General features: G+C 44.9%; 15 protein-coding genes and 1 rRNA gene. 1 reads left to right on the top strand and 15 read right to left on the bottom strand.

The genetic code is table 11. The annotated features are described in order from the left end of the window. Window positions 1–247 precede the first annotated feature (247 nt). From trpS to pilM, 12 genes are all read right to left on the bottom strand, one after another. Window positions 248–1,273: a tryptophan--tRNA ligase gene (gene trpS / locus ACRC53_RS12845; protein WP_438643784.1), complete on the bottom strand. Its 1,026-nt coding sequence runs from the start codon at window positions 1,271–1,273 to the stop codon at window positions 248–250. Window positions 1,274–1,476: 203 nt separating this feature from the next. Beyond that, window positions 1,477–2,172, bottom strand: a complete 696-nt coding sequence (locus ACRC53_RS12840; RefSeq protein ID WP_438643783.1) for a phosphoglycolate phosphatase — start codon at window positions 2,170–2,172, stop codon at window positions 1,477–1,479. Continuing rightward, on the bottom strand, window positions 2,169–2,834 hold the full coding sequence (gene rpe, locus ACRC53_RS12835) for a ribulose-phosphate 3-epimerase (RefSeq protein WP_438643782.1): 666 nt from the start codon (window positions 2,832–2,834) through the stop codon (window positions 2,169–2,171). The genes ACRC53_RS12840 and rpe overlap by 4 nt, the downstream gene beginning before the upstream one ends. A gap of 148 nt (window positions 2,835–2,982) precedes the next feature. Then, complete coding sequence (dam, locus tag ACRC53_RS12830) at window positions 2,983–3,819, bottom strand: adenine-specific DNA-methyltransferase (RefSeq protein WP_438643781.1); 837 nt, start codon at window positions 3,817–3,819, stop codon at window positions 2,983–2,985. Window positions 3,820–3,892: 73 nt separating this feature from the next. After that, a complete protein-coding gene (locus tag ACRC53_RS12825) occupies window positions 3,893–5,599 on the bottom strand; it encodes an AAA family ATPase (RefSeq protein WP_438643780.1) in 1,707 nt (568 codons plus the stop codon). Between the two features lie 5 nt (window positions 5,600–5,604). Further along, complete coding sequence (aroB, locus tag ACRC53_RS12820; protein WP_438643779.1) at window positions 5,605–6,690, bottom strand: 3-dehydroquinate synthase; 1,086 nt, start codon at window positions 6,688–6,690, stop codon at window positions 5,605–5,607. Between the two features lie 35 nt (window positions 6,691–6,725). Continuing rightward, complete coding sequence (aroK, locus tag ACRC53_RS12815; protein WP_438622877.1) at window positions 6,726–7,247, bottom strand: shikimate kinase AroK; 522 nt, start codon at window positions 7,245–7,247, stop codon at window positions 6,726–6,728. Between the two features lie 213 nt (window positions 7,248–7,460). Continuing rightward, window positions 7,461–9,515: a type IV pilus secretin PilQ gene (locus tag ACRC53_RS12810; RefSeq protein WP_438643778.1), complete on the bottom strand. Its 2,055-nt coding sequence runs from the start codon at window positions 9,513–9,515 to the stop codon at window positions 7,461–7,463. A 28-nt stretch (window positions 9,516–9,543) separates the two neighbouring features. Beyond that, window positions 9,544–10,092, bottom strand: coding sequence for a pilus assembly protein PilP (locus ACRC53_RS12805; protein WP_438643777.1), 549 nt, complete (start codon window positions 10,090–10,092; stop codon window positions 9,544–9,546). Next, window positions 10,089–10,697 carry a type 4a pilus biogenesis protein PilO gene (locus ACRC53_RS12800; protein WP_438643776.1) on the bottom strand — a complete coding sequence of 203 codons (609 nt, stop codon included), beginning with the start codon at window positions 10,695–10,697 and terminating at the stop codon, window positions 10,089–10,091. Before ACRC53_RS12800 ends, ACRC53_RS12805 begins: the two co-directional genes overlap by 4 nt. Continuing rightward, window positions 10,694–11,263 carry a PilN domain-containing protein gene (locus ACRC53_RS12795; RefSeq protein WP_438643775.1) on the bottom strand — a complete coding sequence of 190 codons (570 nt, stop codon included), beginning with the start codon at window positions 11,261–11,263 and terminating at the stop codon, window positions 10,694–10,696. Before ACRC53_RS12795 ends, ACRC53_RS12800 begins: the two co-directional genes overlap by 4 nt. Further along, entirely contained in the window at window positions 11,260–12,225 is a 966-nt protein-coding gene (gene pilM / locus ACRC53_RS12790) for a type IV pilus biogenesis protein PilM (protein ID WP_438643774.1), read from the bottom strand. The genes ACRC53_RS12795 and pilM overlap by 4 nt, the downstream gene beginning before the upstream one ends. A gap of 173 nt (window positions 12,226–12,398) precedes the next feature. On the opposite strand from pilM, the gene mrcA reads away from it, so the two are divergent. Further along, window positions 12,399–14,960, top strand: coding sequence for a peptidoglycan glycosyltransferase/peptidoglycan DD-transpeptidase MrcA (gene mrcA, locus ACRC53_RS12785; RefSeq protein ID WP_438643773.1), 2,562 nt, complete (start codon window positions 12,399–12,401; stop codon window positions 14,958–14,960). A 96-nt stretch (window positions 14,961–15,056) separates the two neighbouring features. On the opposite strand, the gene birA is transcribed toward mrcA, so the two are convergent. The 3 genes from birA to rrf form a co-directional block, all read right to left on the bottom strand. Further along, window positions 15,057–16,019, bottom strand: a complete 963-nt coding sequence (gene birA, locus ACRC53_RS12780) for a bifunctional biotin--[acetyl-CoA-carboxylase] ligase/biotin operon repressor BirA (protein ID WP_438643772.1) — start codon at window positions 16,017–16,019, stop codon at window positions 15,057–15,059. Beyond that, entirely contained in the window at window positions 16,016–17,062 is a 1,047-nt protein-coding gene (gene murB, locus ACRC53_RS12775; RefSeq protein WP_438643771.1) for a UDP-N-acetylmuramate dehydrogenase, read from the bottom strand. The genes birA and murB overlap by 4 nt, the downstream gene beginning before the upstream one ends. A 186-nt stretch (window positions 17,063–17,248) precedes the next feature. Next, a 5S ribosomal RNA gene (rrf, locus tag ACRC53_RS12770) occupies window positions 17,249–17,331 on the bottom strand; the annotation flags it as partial.

The raw sequence follows: 17,331 nt of genomic DNA, 5'->3' as shown, positions 1-17,331 counted from the left end.
ATAAAACGCAAACGTTTTCGTCTGTTTTCTACATCAGACAAATAGCAGTAAAAACCAGACAATAATGCTAACTCAGTGTATTACATAAAAAAACCACCGCAGCAGGTAAGCATGACGGTGGTTTTTAAATATTGAGGCAGCTAAACGGCAGTATTGATCAACACAGCCCGTCAATTTGCTTAGAATACGAGCAACCAGCCCTGATTTTATCCATTCTGATTGTTACTCGTACTCATTTTATTTGCGTTTATTTTGGGCGAGCGACAAATCCGACCGCTTGGTAAACGCTGCTAAGTGTTGCCTGTGCACGCGCTGAGGCTTTTTCCGCACCTTCACGCATCACCTGCTCAAGGTAGGCTTCATCAGCACGGAATGTTGCAAAACGCTGTTGCAGCTCCGTCAGCATACCGGAAACTGCATCAGCCACTGCACCTTTCAGATGGCCGTACATTTTCCCTTCAAATTCAGCTTCTAACTCGCTAATACTCTTGCCGGTGACACCAGACAGAATATCCAGCAAATTCGAGACACCCGGTTTTTCGGCCACATCATAACGCACCACCGGCGGTTCGGCCGAGTCGGTCATCGCGCGCTTAATTTTTTTAGTAACTGATTTTGGATCTTCAAGCAAACCAATCACGTTATTGCGGTTGTCATCGGATTTCGACATTTTCTTGGTCGGCTCAAGCAAAGACATCACGCGCGCGCCCACTTTCGGAATAAATGGCTCCGGAATACGGAAAATATCACCGTACAGAGTGTTAAAGCGGTGTGCGATATCACGCGTCAGTTCAAGATGCTGCTTTTGATCTTCCCCTACTGGCACTTGTGCGGTCTGATACAACAAAATATCGGCCGCCATCAGCGCAGGGTAATCAAATAATCCGGCGGTAATATTTTCCGCATAGCGTGATGATTTATCTTTAAATTGGGTCATGCGGCTAAGCTCGCCAAAATAGGCATAGCAGTTCAATACCCAACCAAGCTGGGTATGTTCCGGCACATGTGACTGCACAAAAATAGTGCTTTTCGCCGGATCAATACCACAGGCCAGATATAACGCCAACGTATCAAGCGTTGCTTTACGCAGTGTTGTTGGATCTTGGCGCACAGTAATGGCATGCAAATCAACGATGCAAAATAGGCAGTCATACTCATCTTGCATCTTTACCCACTGGCGCAAAGCTCCCATGTAGTTACCAATGCTCAGTTCACCAGACGGCTGTACTCCGCTAAAGACAACCGGTTTTTTATTTACAGTGGGTTCACTCATCACAACGTTTCCTAAAAATATAGATAATCACTGAGTATTCTGCGCAAGATCCACGCCATCGTGCTTGTATGATCATCGCGCAGCAACGATCATCTTAAAAAGTAGTATTCACCATTAAAAGCAATGGCTTAACAAAAAACTAAAACATGATTACTACTTAAAAATAGTCAATTTGGGCTAAATCAATGTGTAGCCCGCTCAACTTACGGTAATCCGTGTGTCACACTCAACACATTTAATAGACCAGAAAGGTGATCTAAGACCCAATCAGGTTCACTGTGTGCAATGGGCTCGTCGTAGTTATAGCCGTATGTCAGCCCGACACTTGGGCAACCTGCCGCTTTTGCTGCGTTAATGTCGTTTTCTGAATCACCCACCACTAACAATTCATGTGGGCGTAAACCAAATGTACCAAGTACCTGATATAAACCTGCAGGATGTGGCTTGCGAACAACAACATCATCACCACCAATGGCTAATGCAAAATAGAGATCAAGATGCAAAGCCTGTAGTAACGGAGCAACAAACGCAGTCGGTTTATTGGTCACAACGGCCAAAGACAACCCTTGCGCTTTTAGGCTAGATAATGTCTCAATTACGCCAGGATAAATGCGGCTATTGATACACAAATTCTCAGCATAGTGCTGATCAAAACGTGCACGTGCTGCCCTCACCTTCACAATATCAGGCACAAAACCCTCTTGTGCCCAAGTCAATGCACGTTTGACTAACGTATCTGCGCCATTACCTATCCATTCGCGGACACGCGCTTCACCCGCATTCGGATATTGTAGATCGTGTAACATTAAATCGATCGCAACGGTAAGATCAGGTACGCTATCAACCAACGTACCATCAAGATCAAACGCAATACCGCGAATACCGGTCAGCAGATTCATCGCGTTAACTCCGCGCGCATCTGTTCGATCACCGCACGATAATCTGGCTGATTAAAAATAGCTGAACCTGCGACAAACATATCGGCACCAGCATCAGCAATCTGGCGAATGTTGTCTACCGTTACACCGCCATCAATTTCCAACTGAATCTGACGGCCGCTTTGATCGATACGACGACGCGCTTCGCGCAGTTTATCCAGTGTTCCCGGAATAAATTTCTGCCCACCAAACCCTGGGTTAACTGACATCAGCAAAATGACATCCAGTTTATCCATAACATAATCAAGGTAGTGCAGTGGTGTTGCCGGATTAAAGACCAAACCGGCTTTACAGCCCTGATCTTTAATCAATTGCAGTGTTCGGTCAATATGCTCAGAGGCTTCAGGATGGAACGTGATAAAACTGGCGCCTGCTTTGGCAAAATCAGGAATAATTCGGTCAACCGGCTTAACCATCAGGTGCACATCAATCGGTGCTGTAATCCCATAATCACGCAATGCTTGGCAAACCATCGGGCCCATAGTCAAGTTCGGCACATAATGGTTATCCATTACATCAAAATGCACGACATCTGCACCTGCTGCCAGAACCTGAGCCACATCATCCCCTAAACGGGCAAAATCAGCCGATAAAATTGATGGCGCAATGATGTAATCCTTCATGTGTTACTCTCCAGCAAGATATCAAGAAACCAAGAACCTTGTTATTCACCAGCCAACCGGTAAGGTGGCCTTTAAATACCTACAATGTGTCACATCGCTTATAATGACGTTATCACACACCGTTTTTGCTACATGATAAGCGTTCTGTTTATCGCTTATGTTTGACCTTGATTGGCTGAAACAGTGCCAATAACTCATCCACTTTATTACGCGCACTACCATTACGACTGATAGTCCGCTTCACTTGCACCACATTGAGTTTAGCCCCCTGATATAAACGGCGAGTGAGCGCAGTATCATGGTTCGAGATCAAGACAGGAATATGGTGAATTGCCGCAGCACGATCAGCTAACTCAGCCAATGTGGCCTGATCATCTAATGAAAACCCATTGCTGTGGTAAGTCGTAAAATTTGCCGTGGTCGAGAGCGGTGCGTAGGGTGGATCGCAATACACTACACTGTCTGCGGTAATTCTGGCTAATGTCTCGGTATAACTTTCACAGATAAAGGTGGCTCGTTTCGCTTTTTCGGAAAAATAGCGCAGCTCATCTTCTGGAAAATAGGGCTTTTTGTAAGAACCAAAAGGAACATTGAACCCTCCTTTTAGATTATAACGGCACAAACCGTTAAACCCATGACGATTCATATAGAGGAAAATCACCGCACGACGATAGGGATCAACCGTGCCATTAAACTCTTCACGTAATGCATAGTAAGCCAGCGCATTATTATACTCAGGGGTAAATAACACGCGTGCATCAAGAATAAAATGCTCTACATCTTGTTTGACCAAATTGTAGAGATTAATCAGATCGCTATTAATATCCGCGAGTAAATATTCATCAAAATCAGTATTTAAAAAAACAGATCCTGCACCTACAAACGGTTCGATCAGTCTCTTTCCTGATGGTAAGTGGCGGCGGATCTCATCAACCAGGCTGTATTTTCCACCGGCCCATTTGAGAAAAGCGCGATACTTCTTCATGCTATTTTTTGCCACTTCTCGTTCTGCGTTAAAGCAGCGCACTGTATTGAGATTACTGCGCCGCTTTCATCTCTTATTGTGCCAGTTTCAATTCAGTTTGAACCAAGCGGTATGATTTTACCCACGGTTGCTCTTTTTTCAGCACTGTAGGCAAGGCAGCAATAGCCTGTTTTGCTGCATTTGCATTAGCATAATTACCACTGATGATCACATACCAAGGCTTATTGTTACGCCGCGTTTCATAAACTGTCAGCGTGGATGCTCGGCCACTTTTTTCGACAAGTTTCCAAGCATCACTCAATGAATGTGAGCCAGATAACTGCACGGTATAGTGTTGTGGTGAGATTTTTTCAAGCTCAGTTTTATGTGATGTTTTGCGTGCAGTTTGAACACGTGTACTCGGTTCGCGAGCACTGGATTTATGTGCAGCCTCACGACTCTTGTTTCTCTCTTTAGTCTGTTCTGCAACGGTTTTTTTATCTTGCTCACGGGCGGCGTGACGATTTGTCGCCTGTTGTTTCTCTGACTCTTTAACTGCGTTTAGCTCGTGCTTTTTTACCGTAGGCGCTTGCTCCGTTGCATGAGATGCAGGTGAAAGATGATCAGCGCGAGGTGATACCGTATTTCCTGTTTTATCGACAGTTAACAGCGCATCAACAACATTTCCAGGTAAAACGACACGCTTATTACTTTCAGGCAAAATAGCTGCCTGCGTTGTTGAGCCTGCCGTTGCGGGCGTTGATAACTGTGTTACTGTACTGTTTTCATGCAGGCGAAATTTTTCATTTGCCTGAATGGGTGCAACTTCCCCATTTCCTAAGCGCCCTTGAACATCAGGTCTTGGATTCAACGCTGTTCCTTCAACGTATGGTAACGTTACTGCTGTTGAGTGATCAGTACTGTCATTACCGGCATCACTGCTGACAGAAGGCGCACGATCACCTGCAACCACATCGACAGAAGAAGGGGTTGCATGTTCAGACCACCATACCCAGCCTCCTGCAGCGACTGCAAGTGCAACAATCACACCCAGTGAGATCATCCCCCACGCTGGGCGCGGTTCATCTTGACGACGTGCCACTGGTACGACAACGGACTCATCATCGTGCACAGGCACAGACGGCTTCTCTGCGTTTGCCAAAATAGCTGCTGGACGCAATACGGTTCCTAGCAGAGCCTCTGCCTCTTGTGCTGGTCGGCCTGCACGTACTAATGCTGCTTTAAGTAGTGCTAACGCTTCTTCTTTTGGCAATGATGGGATATCAATCGTCATCGGTGCAACACCCGCTTGCACGGGTAACGCTTTAATCTGATCGGTTAATACCTCTGCCTGCGCAAACAAAATAACAGCACAGCGGCGGTTATCTTGTTGTTTACTTGTTCCTGCAAGATGCCAGAGCTCCATCAGCATCGCGTCAGACAACAACTCCGCATTATCAACAATAATCAGCAGATCACGACGATCGGCACGTGCTAATTCCGGTAGAAAATCAGCCAACAACATAGCGTCATCATAAGCCGCTTTATCGACTAATTGATGCACCAATAATGAGCGTACCAGTGCATCAGATTGCCCTTGCCGCCCCACTAGCAGTGCGGCACGAACCCGTTCAGCATCTTGTTCATCAAGCAGTTGCTGGGCTAGAAAACTTTTACCCGCACCTTGTGGAGCACTGACATGGATAAAAGGTGAACCAAAACGGCTTAGAAAACGTGTACGTGAAAGTACCTGAGTTTGTGAATCAAGCTCAACCCAAAAACGGGAAGGCGTATGTTCCATGTCTGTTAACCTCGGCATTCGCCAATTGCAGCCAATACATGGTGCGGTTCAGTACCGCTGACCACGTTAGCTTGTCCAATACCTTGTGGTAACACCAGCCGTAATGTGCCGGCTAGCACTTTTTTATCCCGCATCATATGGGGGATATAGCTCTCTGGTGACATGCTTGCAGGGCCACTGATTGGCAATTTTGCACGCAGTAACAACGCGCGCAAACGTGCAACATCATCGACTGAACACTGGCCTAGTCTTACCGCTGTCTGTGCAGCCATCATCATTCCAGCAGCAACTGCTTCACCGTGTAGCCACACACCGTAGCCCATTTCAGCTTCAATAGCATGGCCAAATGTATGCCCTAAATTAAGTAAGGCTCGTTGCCCTTGCTCTGTCTCATCCGCTGCTACGACCTGAGCTTTCAGCTCACAGCATCGCTGAATACAGTAAGTGATTGCTTGTGGCTCAAGGGCTTGAACACGTTCGAGATTGAGTTCAAGCCACTGAAAAAAATCAGCATCAATAATGACACCGTACTTAATCACTTCCGCCAGCCCCGCTGCAAACTCCCTTTCCGGTAGGGTTTGCAGACTCTCAATATCAATAATCACTGAGATGGGCTGATGAAAAGCACCAATCATGTTTTTGCCTAATGGATGGTTTACCGCCGTTTTCCCGCCAACTGACGAATCTACTTGTGCTAACAACGTTGTTGGGATTTGGATAAAATCCACTCCACGCTGATAGCACGCCGCGGCAAAACCAGTAAGATCACCAATAACTCCGCCACCTAGCGCAATCAAGGTCGTATCCCGACCATGATTGTGCTGCAGCAGAGCCGAAAATACCTGATCCAGCACTGTCAGTGATTTATATTGCTCACCGTCAGGCAGTATCAGTGTATCGACCTGACACCCCAACGTTTTTAATGTTGCAGTGACGCAGCTCAGGTACAGCGGAGCGAGTGTCTCATTCGTCACGACCATCACCTTGTCACCGGAAGACAACGGATGAAAAGAAGCCGGGTGCATGAGCAGTCCGGCTTGAATCGTGATAGGGTAGCTACGCGCCGCGAGTTCTACGGTAATCCTTTCCATGGCATAACTTTCCTGATGGTTTATTACCCGATAGCTTACTGCTTTTCCAACATATCAATGATCTGTGTCGCAACAACTTTTGCGCCTTGATCATCGGTGCGGATGGTAATGTCAGCAATTTCCTCATACTGAGGATTACGTACAGAGGCCAGATCAACTAACACTTCACGTGGCTCAACATCACCTTGCAATAGCGGACGCTTTTTATCGCGTTGTGTTCGCGCTAATTGCTTTTCAATAGTGGTTTCTAAATAGACAACAACACCACGCGCAGAAAGACGGTTACGGGTTTCACGGGATTGGATAGAACCGCCCCCCGTCGCCAGTACAATGCCCTGCTTTTCAGTCAGATCATTGATCACTTTCTCTTCACGAACACGGAAGCCCTCTTCACCTTCAACATCAAATACCCAGCTAATATCCGCACCGGTACGACGTTCAATTTCTTGATCGGAGTCGAAGAATTCCATATTCAGCATCTGCGCAAGGTATCTGCCGATAGTACTTTTACCGGCACCCATAGGGCCGATTAGGAAAATATTACGTTTCTCTGCCATGTTTTTCGGTTTTTGCTTAAAACAACGTTTAAATACACCTCGCCCCGTCAAAAAAAACACCACGACGAGACATGACCTGAATCCTCAATAAGAACGTAGTACGAGATCAGACTGAAAATTATCTCAAGAGTGGGGCTAGTTTGGCAACAGCATAAAGGCATGCTTTCGAAAACTACGGCGGTAATTTCCGAAAGCAATCATCAAGGAGAGAGGTTAACCACTGATAGGATCAGTGCTGACCGGACGATTCATGTTACCCTGGACAACACGTGGTGTAACAAAAATCACTAACTCACGCTTGCCAGATTTATCCATATCACGTCTAAATAGATGTCCCATGATAGGAATATCACCCAGTACCGGTACCTTATCTACACCTTTGATAGTAGTGTGCTGGAATACGCCGCCAAGTACAACTGTTTCACCATCATCAACCAGAACTTGTGTTTCAACCTCTTGCTTATCCACCGAAACTGCTTCTCCTCTCCCTATCTTATATACTTTACCCGGTGAGTTTTGGCTAACTTTTAGATCTAAAATAATTTGGCCATTAGGCGTAATCTGTGGTGTTACATCCAAACCGAGGACCGCATCTTTAAATTCAATGGTAGATGCACCGCTGGAACTGGCTACTTCATACGGCAACTCAGTACCCTGTTTGATACTAGCTTGCTTTTTGTTGGCAGTCAGTAAGCGTGGGCTGGCAACCACTTCCACATTGTTTTCACGCTCTAACGCTGATAGCTCTAAATCCAGCAATTTGCCGTTAATTTTAGCAATTTGGAAGGCAATAGAGGCTGCCCCTGCTGACGCGGGCATATTCACGTTCAGGAAATTTTCGGTTGTTAGCGGCGTTGTAGAGTCAGATAACCCTTCGAGTGATGCACCTACATCGCCCTGGCCTTGTGGTGCAAGCATTCCCCAGCGCACACCCAGTTCATCTAAACTTTCATCGTTAATGGTGACAATGCGCGCTTCAATTTGTACCTGACTAACGGGCCTATCCAGTGATGCAACCATCTGGCGAACGGTATCAAGCACGTTATCAATATCACGAACCAGTAAGGTATTGGTACGCTCATCGACAGAAACAGAACCGCGACTAGAGAGCATCCGGCCATTGGCTGCGGTCAACATTGCAGCAATATCAGAGGCTTTGGCAAAGTTAATGTCGATATACTCGGTAAGCAACGGTTTGAGATCATTAACCTGCACATCGGCTTCCATTTCACGACGTTCACGATCAATTAAGACATCGCTTGGGGCCACCAGCAACACATTCCCATCAATGCGTTTATCTAGCCCTTTTGCACGCAAGATAATATCTAACGCTTGTTGCCAAGGTACATTATCTAAACGCAAAGTGATCTCACCCTGCACACTGTCAGTCGTCACCAAGTTGAACTGGTTATAATCGGCAATCACCTGCAGCACCGTACGAATCGGTACATTTTGGAAATTTAATGAGATAGGTTTGCTGTATTGCGCTGGATTACTGGTCTGGGCGCGCGCAGAGTTGGCCCGCCGGATCTGCACTTTTACTTGCTGACCAATCCGCTGTTGATCGTAATCCACCGGCCCTTTCAGGTCCAATATCAGCCGTGTACTTTGCCCTGTACTCTCACTGCGAATATTTTTCACTGCCGTGCCTCGGCGGCTGACATCCATTTTATAGGGATCACCTGAGAGCTGTGTACGAGGCAAGTCTATCACTAAACGGCCACTGCTCTGCCGAATAGCCAAATCCGCCGGTGGTTGTACAAAATTTAGATTCAGTTCAGCTTGACCATCACCACGCGGTACAAAATCCATTGATAGCAGCGTGCTACCTGTCGGTTTTAAGGCGGGATTATTTTGCAAAGATTGCGCAGCATTACCACTTGGTTTACCCAGCAGTAGCACATAACTTTTACCCTCTGCCCTGATTTCATACGGTGCTTGGCGGCCGAGGTCAAAAGCTAACTCTGTACCATTATGGGATGTTTTCACACCAATAGTACGTAGCAAAGCATTATTCACCCGTACGCTATTTCTAACACGGGTTTTATCAACACCTGAAAATGTTAACGATAATGTATTAGCCAGCATATCGCGTTGCTGGGCAGGAGTGGCAACGGGTTGATCAAACACCATATTGACAGCAAGACGATCGCCTTCCTGACGTAATTTAATATCTTCAAGTGTGGCAGCCCAGGCGTTAGCATCAATGCTAAAACAGGCTCCGGCCATTAACCAGTACCCGATACTACGAACGACTCCCTTCATCATTATTCTATCCTGTGTGTTGTATAACTTATCAGCGACCAAAAGGCGATGTATCCAGCGCCAACGCAACTTGTCGTTGTTGCCAACAACCCCGACCATCACTAACCATTTCATGCAGCTCAATGACTGATGCACTCACTTTATTGATATTGCCCCAGTTCAATCCAAGATAATCACCTGTGCCAACACGGACTAACTCGGCATCGGGTGTTTCTACCAATGCCCATAACTGCGCTTTATCACCAATCACACCACGAAACTTGAGTTTTTCCAGACCATACTGCTCTAAGGCTGTTTTTTTACGTTCAGTATTCGGTTGCGCACAATCAAATCCACGATCACCGGCCACCTCCATCTGAGGTGTCATAAACGGGTTACGTAGCGGGGCGGCAACAAACAGTAAGCGGCCGGTACGCTCAAGTGCCTTTGGCGGTGTCATTTTTTCAAACGGCACACCACTATAGATCTCTTGCAATACCTGCTCTAAATCTTGCTGCTCACTGTTATCTCCACATCCTGCCAGTAATAAGCTGAGACCAAACAGTGCAATACAGTGAAGACCGTGCTGATGACTCATCATGGCTTCACCTCAGTTGACTGCAATGCTTTGAGTTCATCTGCACTCAATAAACGAAAAGTCGTGGCGCGTACCGAAAACCCCAAATGCTCTTCTTGTTTACGCTCTAATGTCAGATCGCTAAGAGTAATAATGCGCGGTAATAAAGCAATATCACTTGAAAACTGTCCGAGTTCTGAAAACGAACCTTTGAGCTCTAACTGTAATGGTAATGCCTGTAGCAATCCTTGTGGCTGTGGTGTCATCCAGTTAATACGGTCAAACTGCATACCATTACGTGTTCCTACCATCGTGATAGAGTCAAGTAATGAGGCCAATTCATCTTGTGAAGGAAGCTGACGACTCAGTTGTGCTAATTGATTGGCTAATAGGCGATAACGCTCACGTGCAATGGGGAGTTGAGCGGCGAGATTGGCTTTACTGCGAATTTGCAGCAGCATCTCTTGTTCTTTTGCTTTTGCATCTTGGTACTCTTGCCAGTCAGGTAACAAAATGAACCATGCCATACCAACACATATAATCACTGTGACTAATGTGATAAATATCCACTGCATTTTGCGTGGCCAGTAGGCTATCTGATCAAGATCAAGTTCATTCCATTGGCTCATCCTTTGATCTCTCCTAGCTTTTGCTTCATTTCAGATAACAACTGAAAACGCATTTTGAACTCATCAAAACTTGAGCCCTCTTTGTTCGCGACAATCGCATCAATTGAGACTGCATCTAGCCAATAAGAGGATTCAACCTGTCGAACCATCGAGGAGAGACGCACATTAGACTCACTACGACCCGTAATCTCAACACGCTCACCATTTAGTGTGATTTTGTCAATATATACGCCTGTAGGAACAACCAGAGGCAAGAGGTTAAATAGACGAGTAACCTGATCACGTTGCCGTTGTAACGCGGAAACAGCCGCAATACGCTTATTTACCAACTCTTCTTTTGCTTTGATATCACGTAATTCTGCCAATTTGGTATCGAGAGTCGTAATTTCAGATTGTAAGCGCAATAAGCGATCTTGTTGTGTATTAGTCAGTTGCGAAATACCAAACCATACGGCGGCCAACAACACACACCAAACACCTACCCAGACAGAAACTTGCTGTAAAAATAGCTGCTGTTTATGTTGCCGTTCTAGTTCACGCCATGGCAGTAAATTAATTCCTTTCACTCGTTTGCCTCCCATACCGCCAAGCCACATGCCAACGTAAAGGGCCAAACATCTTCAAGTTGTGGTGTGCCCACAATTAAAGAGAGCCCCATAAAAGGTGACCAACCTTGAACAGGAATAGAAAGCTGAGTACTCAACAAGCGTGCATCACTCTCATTAATCCGCCCACTGACGAGCAACCCATTTGATTGTCGGCCTGTTGAGTGGTACATCTGGCGAATTAAGTTAATTTGTCGAGTCACTTCATTGAGCCACTGCTCTTGCAATAAGTTCTCAGGCAAAAACGGCGTAGTATCATCTTGCTGCGGTATACTTAATGGCTGATCACGAAAAAAAAGGGGTGAGTCAGGTACTGAAGAGACCAGAATGCTACGGGGTGATAAATGCACGAGTAATTGTTGCTCAAACTCAATACCTGCAGGTAATGCATTGCGCGCTAAACTCATCGCGCGTCTTAATGCCAACGGGGTAATATCCACAACATCGGCTGTTAATCCGCTTTGTGTCAGTATAGAGAGATACTCATGCATCAACTCACGACGTGCTGCAGTAACCACCAGTTTGATTCGGCCATTCGTAGTAGGTACACCTTCTACACAAAAATCGAACGCCAATTCATGGGGCGGCAATGGAAATAGAGCGGGTAACTCAGCCTCAACACGAAATAGACGCTCTTGCTCAGTTAAAAACGCATCGACCATTAACGTTTTTTGCATCACCGCAGCACCAGGTAATGCAATACAAAGACGAGCTCGACGGCGTGGCACTATTTTATGCACCTGAAGCAACACATTGCTCAGTAATTCAGGTTGCACTAAACGATCACCTTGAAATGTACCTGTAGGTAAGACAATACTATGCCACCCTAACAGCTCCCAGCCTTGTCGACGCGAACGGCACCACACAACCCGAACCGCATCACTGGCAATGTCTAACCCTACACTGACAGAGCGTGCAAACATGACTCTCCCATACATCTTGTTGATGTGTTTATGACGAAAGTTCAAAAAACCAAGCAATCAGACGAAAGTGCGAAGAAAAAAACAGCGAAGGGGTTACCCTTTTACGCCATGCCTTTATACTACGCACTTATTGTTAATAAACCGTTAGCTGCTTTAATCGCGGGAATTCTCAGGTGAAGCTCATAAAGTATTTTTTTGTCGTTGCACTTAGTTGCATCCTTTTGGGGGGCGCTTCTGTGTATGGCTTATATGTTTACGTCAAACCTCAGTTGCCCGATGTTGCAACGTTGCGTGATGTCCGATTACAAACTCCTATGCAGGTTTACAGTGCTGACGGCAAACTGATCTCTCAGTTTGGCGAAAAGCGCCGCATTCCTTTAACACTCGAACAAATTCCACCTCAACTGGTAAATGCCTTTATTGCAACAGAAGATAGCCGCTTTTATCAACATGATGGCATTGATCCGATTGGAATGTTGCGAGCTGCCTTTGTTTCTTTAACTGCCGGGCATGCAAAACAGGGTGCAAGTACCATTACTCAGCAGTTAGCTCGCAACTTTTTCTTAAGCCCAGAAAAAACAATTATGCGTAAAGTCAAAGAGGTTTTTTTGGCGCTGCGTATAGAACAACTGCTCACTAAAGATGAAATTCTCAATCTCTACCTAAATAAAATTTACTTAGGATATCGGGCTTATGGTGTGGGTGCAGCAGCACGTGTTTACTTTGGTAAAGATGTCGATCAGCTAACCTTAAGTGAGATGGCTGTCATTGCTGGCTTGCCTAAAGCACCATCAACACTCAATCCACTTTACTCATTGAGTCGTTCAGAAAATCGTCGGAATGTGGTGCTTTCTCGAATGCTCGAAGAGCACTACATTACGCAAAGCCAATACCAAGAGACCATTAAACAACCGATTGTCGCAAGCTACCATGGTGCTGAAATTGAGCTTAACGCTCCTTATCTGGCTGAAATGGTGCGCCAAGAGATGTTTAACCGCTTTGGTGAAAGTGCCTATACTGACGGCTTTAAGGTCTATACCACTGTTGACTCTAACATACAGGCTGCCGCAGATAATGCATTGCAAAATAATGTCATTGCTTATGATATGCGCCATGGCTATCGAGGCCCTGCCAACCAACTATGGACAAATGATCAACCTGCATGGGATACCAATAAAATTGTCAATAGTTTGAAAAACCTACCTACTTATGGCCCATTCCAAGCGGCAGTAGTTACTGCAGTACAAAACCAGAGTGCTACCGCTGTATTAGGTAACGGCCAAAGTATTACTCTCAATTGGGATGGCATGAAATGGGCCCGTCCATTTATTAGTGATACACGCCAAGGCCCATCGCCTAAAAACGCACACACAATACTGAATACAGGTGAGCAAATTTGGGTCAGATCGCTTGATGATGTTTGGTGGCTTGGTCAAGTTCCAGATGTTAACTCTGCTTTAGTTTCACTTAACCCTGAAAATGGTGCAGTAAAAGCATTAGTTGGGGGCTTTAGTTATAACCAAAGTAAATTTAACCGAGTTACACAATCTATCCGCCAAGTGGGTTCTAATATTAAACCATTTATTTACGCAGCTGCGTTAGAGAAGGGATTTTCACTTGCGACCATTCTTAATGATGCTCCTATCACTCGTTGGGATTCAGGTGCAGGCAGTAATTGGCGACCGAAAAACTCACCGGCGGTATATGATGGTCCATTACGATTACGTGTTGGCTTAGGCTTATCCAAAAACGTGATGATGGTTCGAGCACTGCGTGCTATTGGTGTGAACTTTGCGGCTGATTTCCTTGAGCGTTTTGGTTTTAATCCTGCCAATATTTCGCGTTATGACTCTTTAGCCTTGGGTGCTGCTGATTTTACTCCACTTGCACTCGCACGTGGTTATTCTGTATTTGCTAATGGTGGATATTTAATCACACCTTATTTTATTAGCAAAATAGAATACTCAAATGGAAAGCTGTTAGAAGAAGCGAAACCGCTTGTTGCTTGTACTAATAACTGTAATGCCCCTGTTGTCTATGGTGCAACCACAAAAGCAGCAGTATTGAACAATGCACTGACTGAAGATCTTCCCCCACAAGACAGTACTGTGCCTATGCCTCAGATTGAGCATATTGATACACCACTGCTTGAGCAAAAAGAAGCATCTGAGGGTTATGCACCACATGTTATTAGTTCACAGTTGGCTTTCTTAATTCGTGATGCACTCGAATCTGCTATTTGGGGAGAACCTGGCGCGGGTTGGCAAGGTACCGGTTGGCGAGCAGCTAAATTGCTCAAACGACACGATATTGGTGGAAAAACCGGTACGACTAACAATTCGAAAGATGCATGGTATTCAGGATATGGTCCTAATACTGTAACCACCGTATGGGTAGGCTTTGATGATCATCGCCGTGAGCTTGGGCGTTCGACACAAAATCCAAACCTAAGTAGCCAAACCATTTCAGGTTATGAAGGTGGTGCAAAATCAGCTCAACCAGCATGGAATGCGTTTATGCAAGCTGCACTCAATGGTATACCTGAGCAACCTAAACAGATCCCTGAAGGTATTTTAAGTATTCCCATTGATATGAAAACCGGTAAGTTAGCCGATGGTTCAGGCCGCTCTCGCGTAGAGTATTTTATTCCAGGTACTCAGCCAACTGAACAACCCACACGTGAGGTTGGAACAACGGTTATTGATAATTCAGGCACGAAAGAGGAGTTATTTTAATATAACACCACACAACTCATTGCTCTGATCTAAAAAAGGCCGCCATAATTCTATTTGTGGTGGCCTTTTTTATAATGAAGAAAATAACTTGATGACTTAAAGTGGACGCAGTGAGATCTCACCACCCACAAAACTTTTTAGCTCACCGCTTGCTAAACGTAAGCGTAATGCGCCGTGTGAATCAATACCGCAAGCAACACCTTCAATTTGCTGCTCACCCATTAACAATCGTACGGGCCTACCGGTAAAATTATCTAATGCGTTCCAACGCTCGTAAAATGCCGACAAACCTTGTTGCTCATAAAGCGGAAGATTTTTTTCTAATGCTTTTAATAAGTATCCCGCAAGTTGGTTACGCGGCAATGTTGGACAGACATCTTTTAAACACGAAATTGGCTGGTCAATACGGCAACGAACAGACTCAGGCAGTGAGACATTAATCCCCATTCCCATTACGATATGTGCGGCATCACCTGTTTGTCCAGTTAACTCAACTAAAATACCGGCTACTTTTTTATCATTTAAATAAAGATCATTTGGCCATTTAAGCCTAATAGCATCAGTACCTAACTGCTGTAGAACCTCAGCAACAATTACGCCGATAGCCAAACTTAAGCCAACAGCCGCAGCCGGACCTTGTTCTAAACGCCAGTACATTGATAAATAGAGATTAGCGCCAAACAAAGAGACCCAAGGCCGACCCCGTCGACCACGCCCAGCTTGCTGATACTCAGCAATACATGCATAACCCGAAGGATATTGGCCAATTCTATCGAGTAAATGCTGATTAGTTGAACCAATAATGGGGATCAATGTAAACTGACTAGAAGGCGTAATCGCTTTAATCGCATCAACTGTTAATAATTCGATAGGTTCAGCCAAACAGTACCCTTTTCCTGGAACACTAAAGAGATCCAATCCCCAATCTTGCAACGTTCGAATATGTTTACTGATCGCTGCGCGAGAAATACCTAAACGTTTTCCAAGTTGTTCTCCGGAATGAAATTGCCCATCAGCTAACCAATGTATAATTTGCAACGGTGTTTCTGTGCTTTTCATTTTTGCTCCAGTGCATGTATCGCATCAATTTCACCTAAATCGCCAATAAAACGGACTTCCGGATCGAGCCAAATAGAAAAGCGAGCAAAGACTGACCGACGAACATATTGAGCCAATTGCAAAACATCGTCTGCACACGCATTACCCATATTCACTAAAACCAATGCTTGATGAGGATGCACACGAGCCTGGCCAATTTGATACCCCTTTAATCCGCACTGATCAATGAGCCATCCTGCAGCAACTTTGTATTCACCAGAGGGCTGTAAATATAACGGGATCTGTGGAAAATCAACTTGTAACAGCATCGACTGTGATGCACTAATGAGTGGATTTTTAAAAAAACTTCCTGCATTTCCTTCTTGTTTAGGATCAGGCAATTTTCGCTTACGAATATCACAAACCATCGTAAAAATAGCCATCGGAGTAATATTACTCCCAGTTAATTTCGTTAATTCACCATAGTGAGTCACAGCTTGCCACTGTTTTGGTAAACATAAGCCTATCGCTATAATCACATAGCCATTTTGATACTGATGTTTAAATACACTGTCACGATAACCAAACTGGCACTCATCTTTACTTAAACGCAGCAAAATACCTGTACTTAATTCAAGCACATCAACATATGCACACAGTTGTTCAAATTCAACACCATATGCTCCAATGTTTTGAATTGGGGCTGAACCACAGCAACCTGGGATCAATGCTAAATTTTCCATTCCAGCAATGCCTTGTTCTAAGGTAAATGTAACCAACTCATGCCATGACTCACCGGCTCCTACATGTATATGCCATGCAATATCATCTTCTTGAATATCAATACCTTTGAGCTGATTTAAGATCACTACTCCTGCAAAATTATTAGTAAAAAGAACATTACTGCCTTCTCCTAATACTAAAAGAGGCAATCCTTGATAAGCAGAAGACTGTGTAAAACACAACAAATCACTTACCTGCGTCACTGGTTTTATCCAGCGAGCTTTAGTAGGTAATCCAAAAGTATGATAAGGCTGTAATGAAGACCATTCAGGTAAAGACATGTATAACCAAGCTCAGAAAAAAATAATGATTCTATTCTACGTGATCCTAACAAGAAGAACTAACACCAAGCAGGTTGTTCATTTAACATCATCAGTAAACGGCTAAAATACGTTAAGATACTAAACAATATAAAACCCCAAACGCAAAAAGCCCATCCTTTCGGATGGGCTCTCTACTTATTTGATGCCTGGCAGTTCCCTACTCTCGCATGGGGAGACCCCACACTACCATCGGCGCTACGGCGTTTCACTGCTGAGTTCGGCATGGG

This window comes from Plesiomonas sp. (assembly GCF_051652165.1).
Classification (GTDB): domain Bacteria; phylum Pseudomonadota; class Gammaproteobacteria; order Enterobacterales; family CAMTGL01; genus Plesiomonas.
Note: the sequence above shows the minus strand (reverse complement) of the source record. Positions and strands in the feature narration are given on the sequence as shown.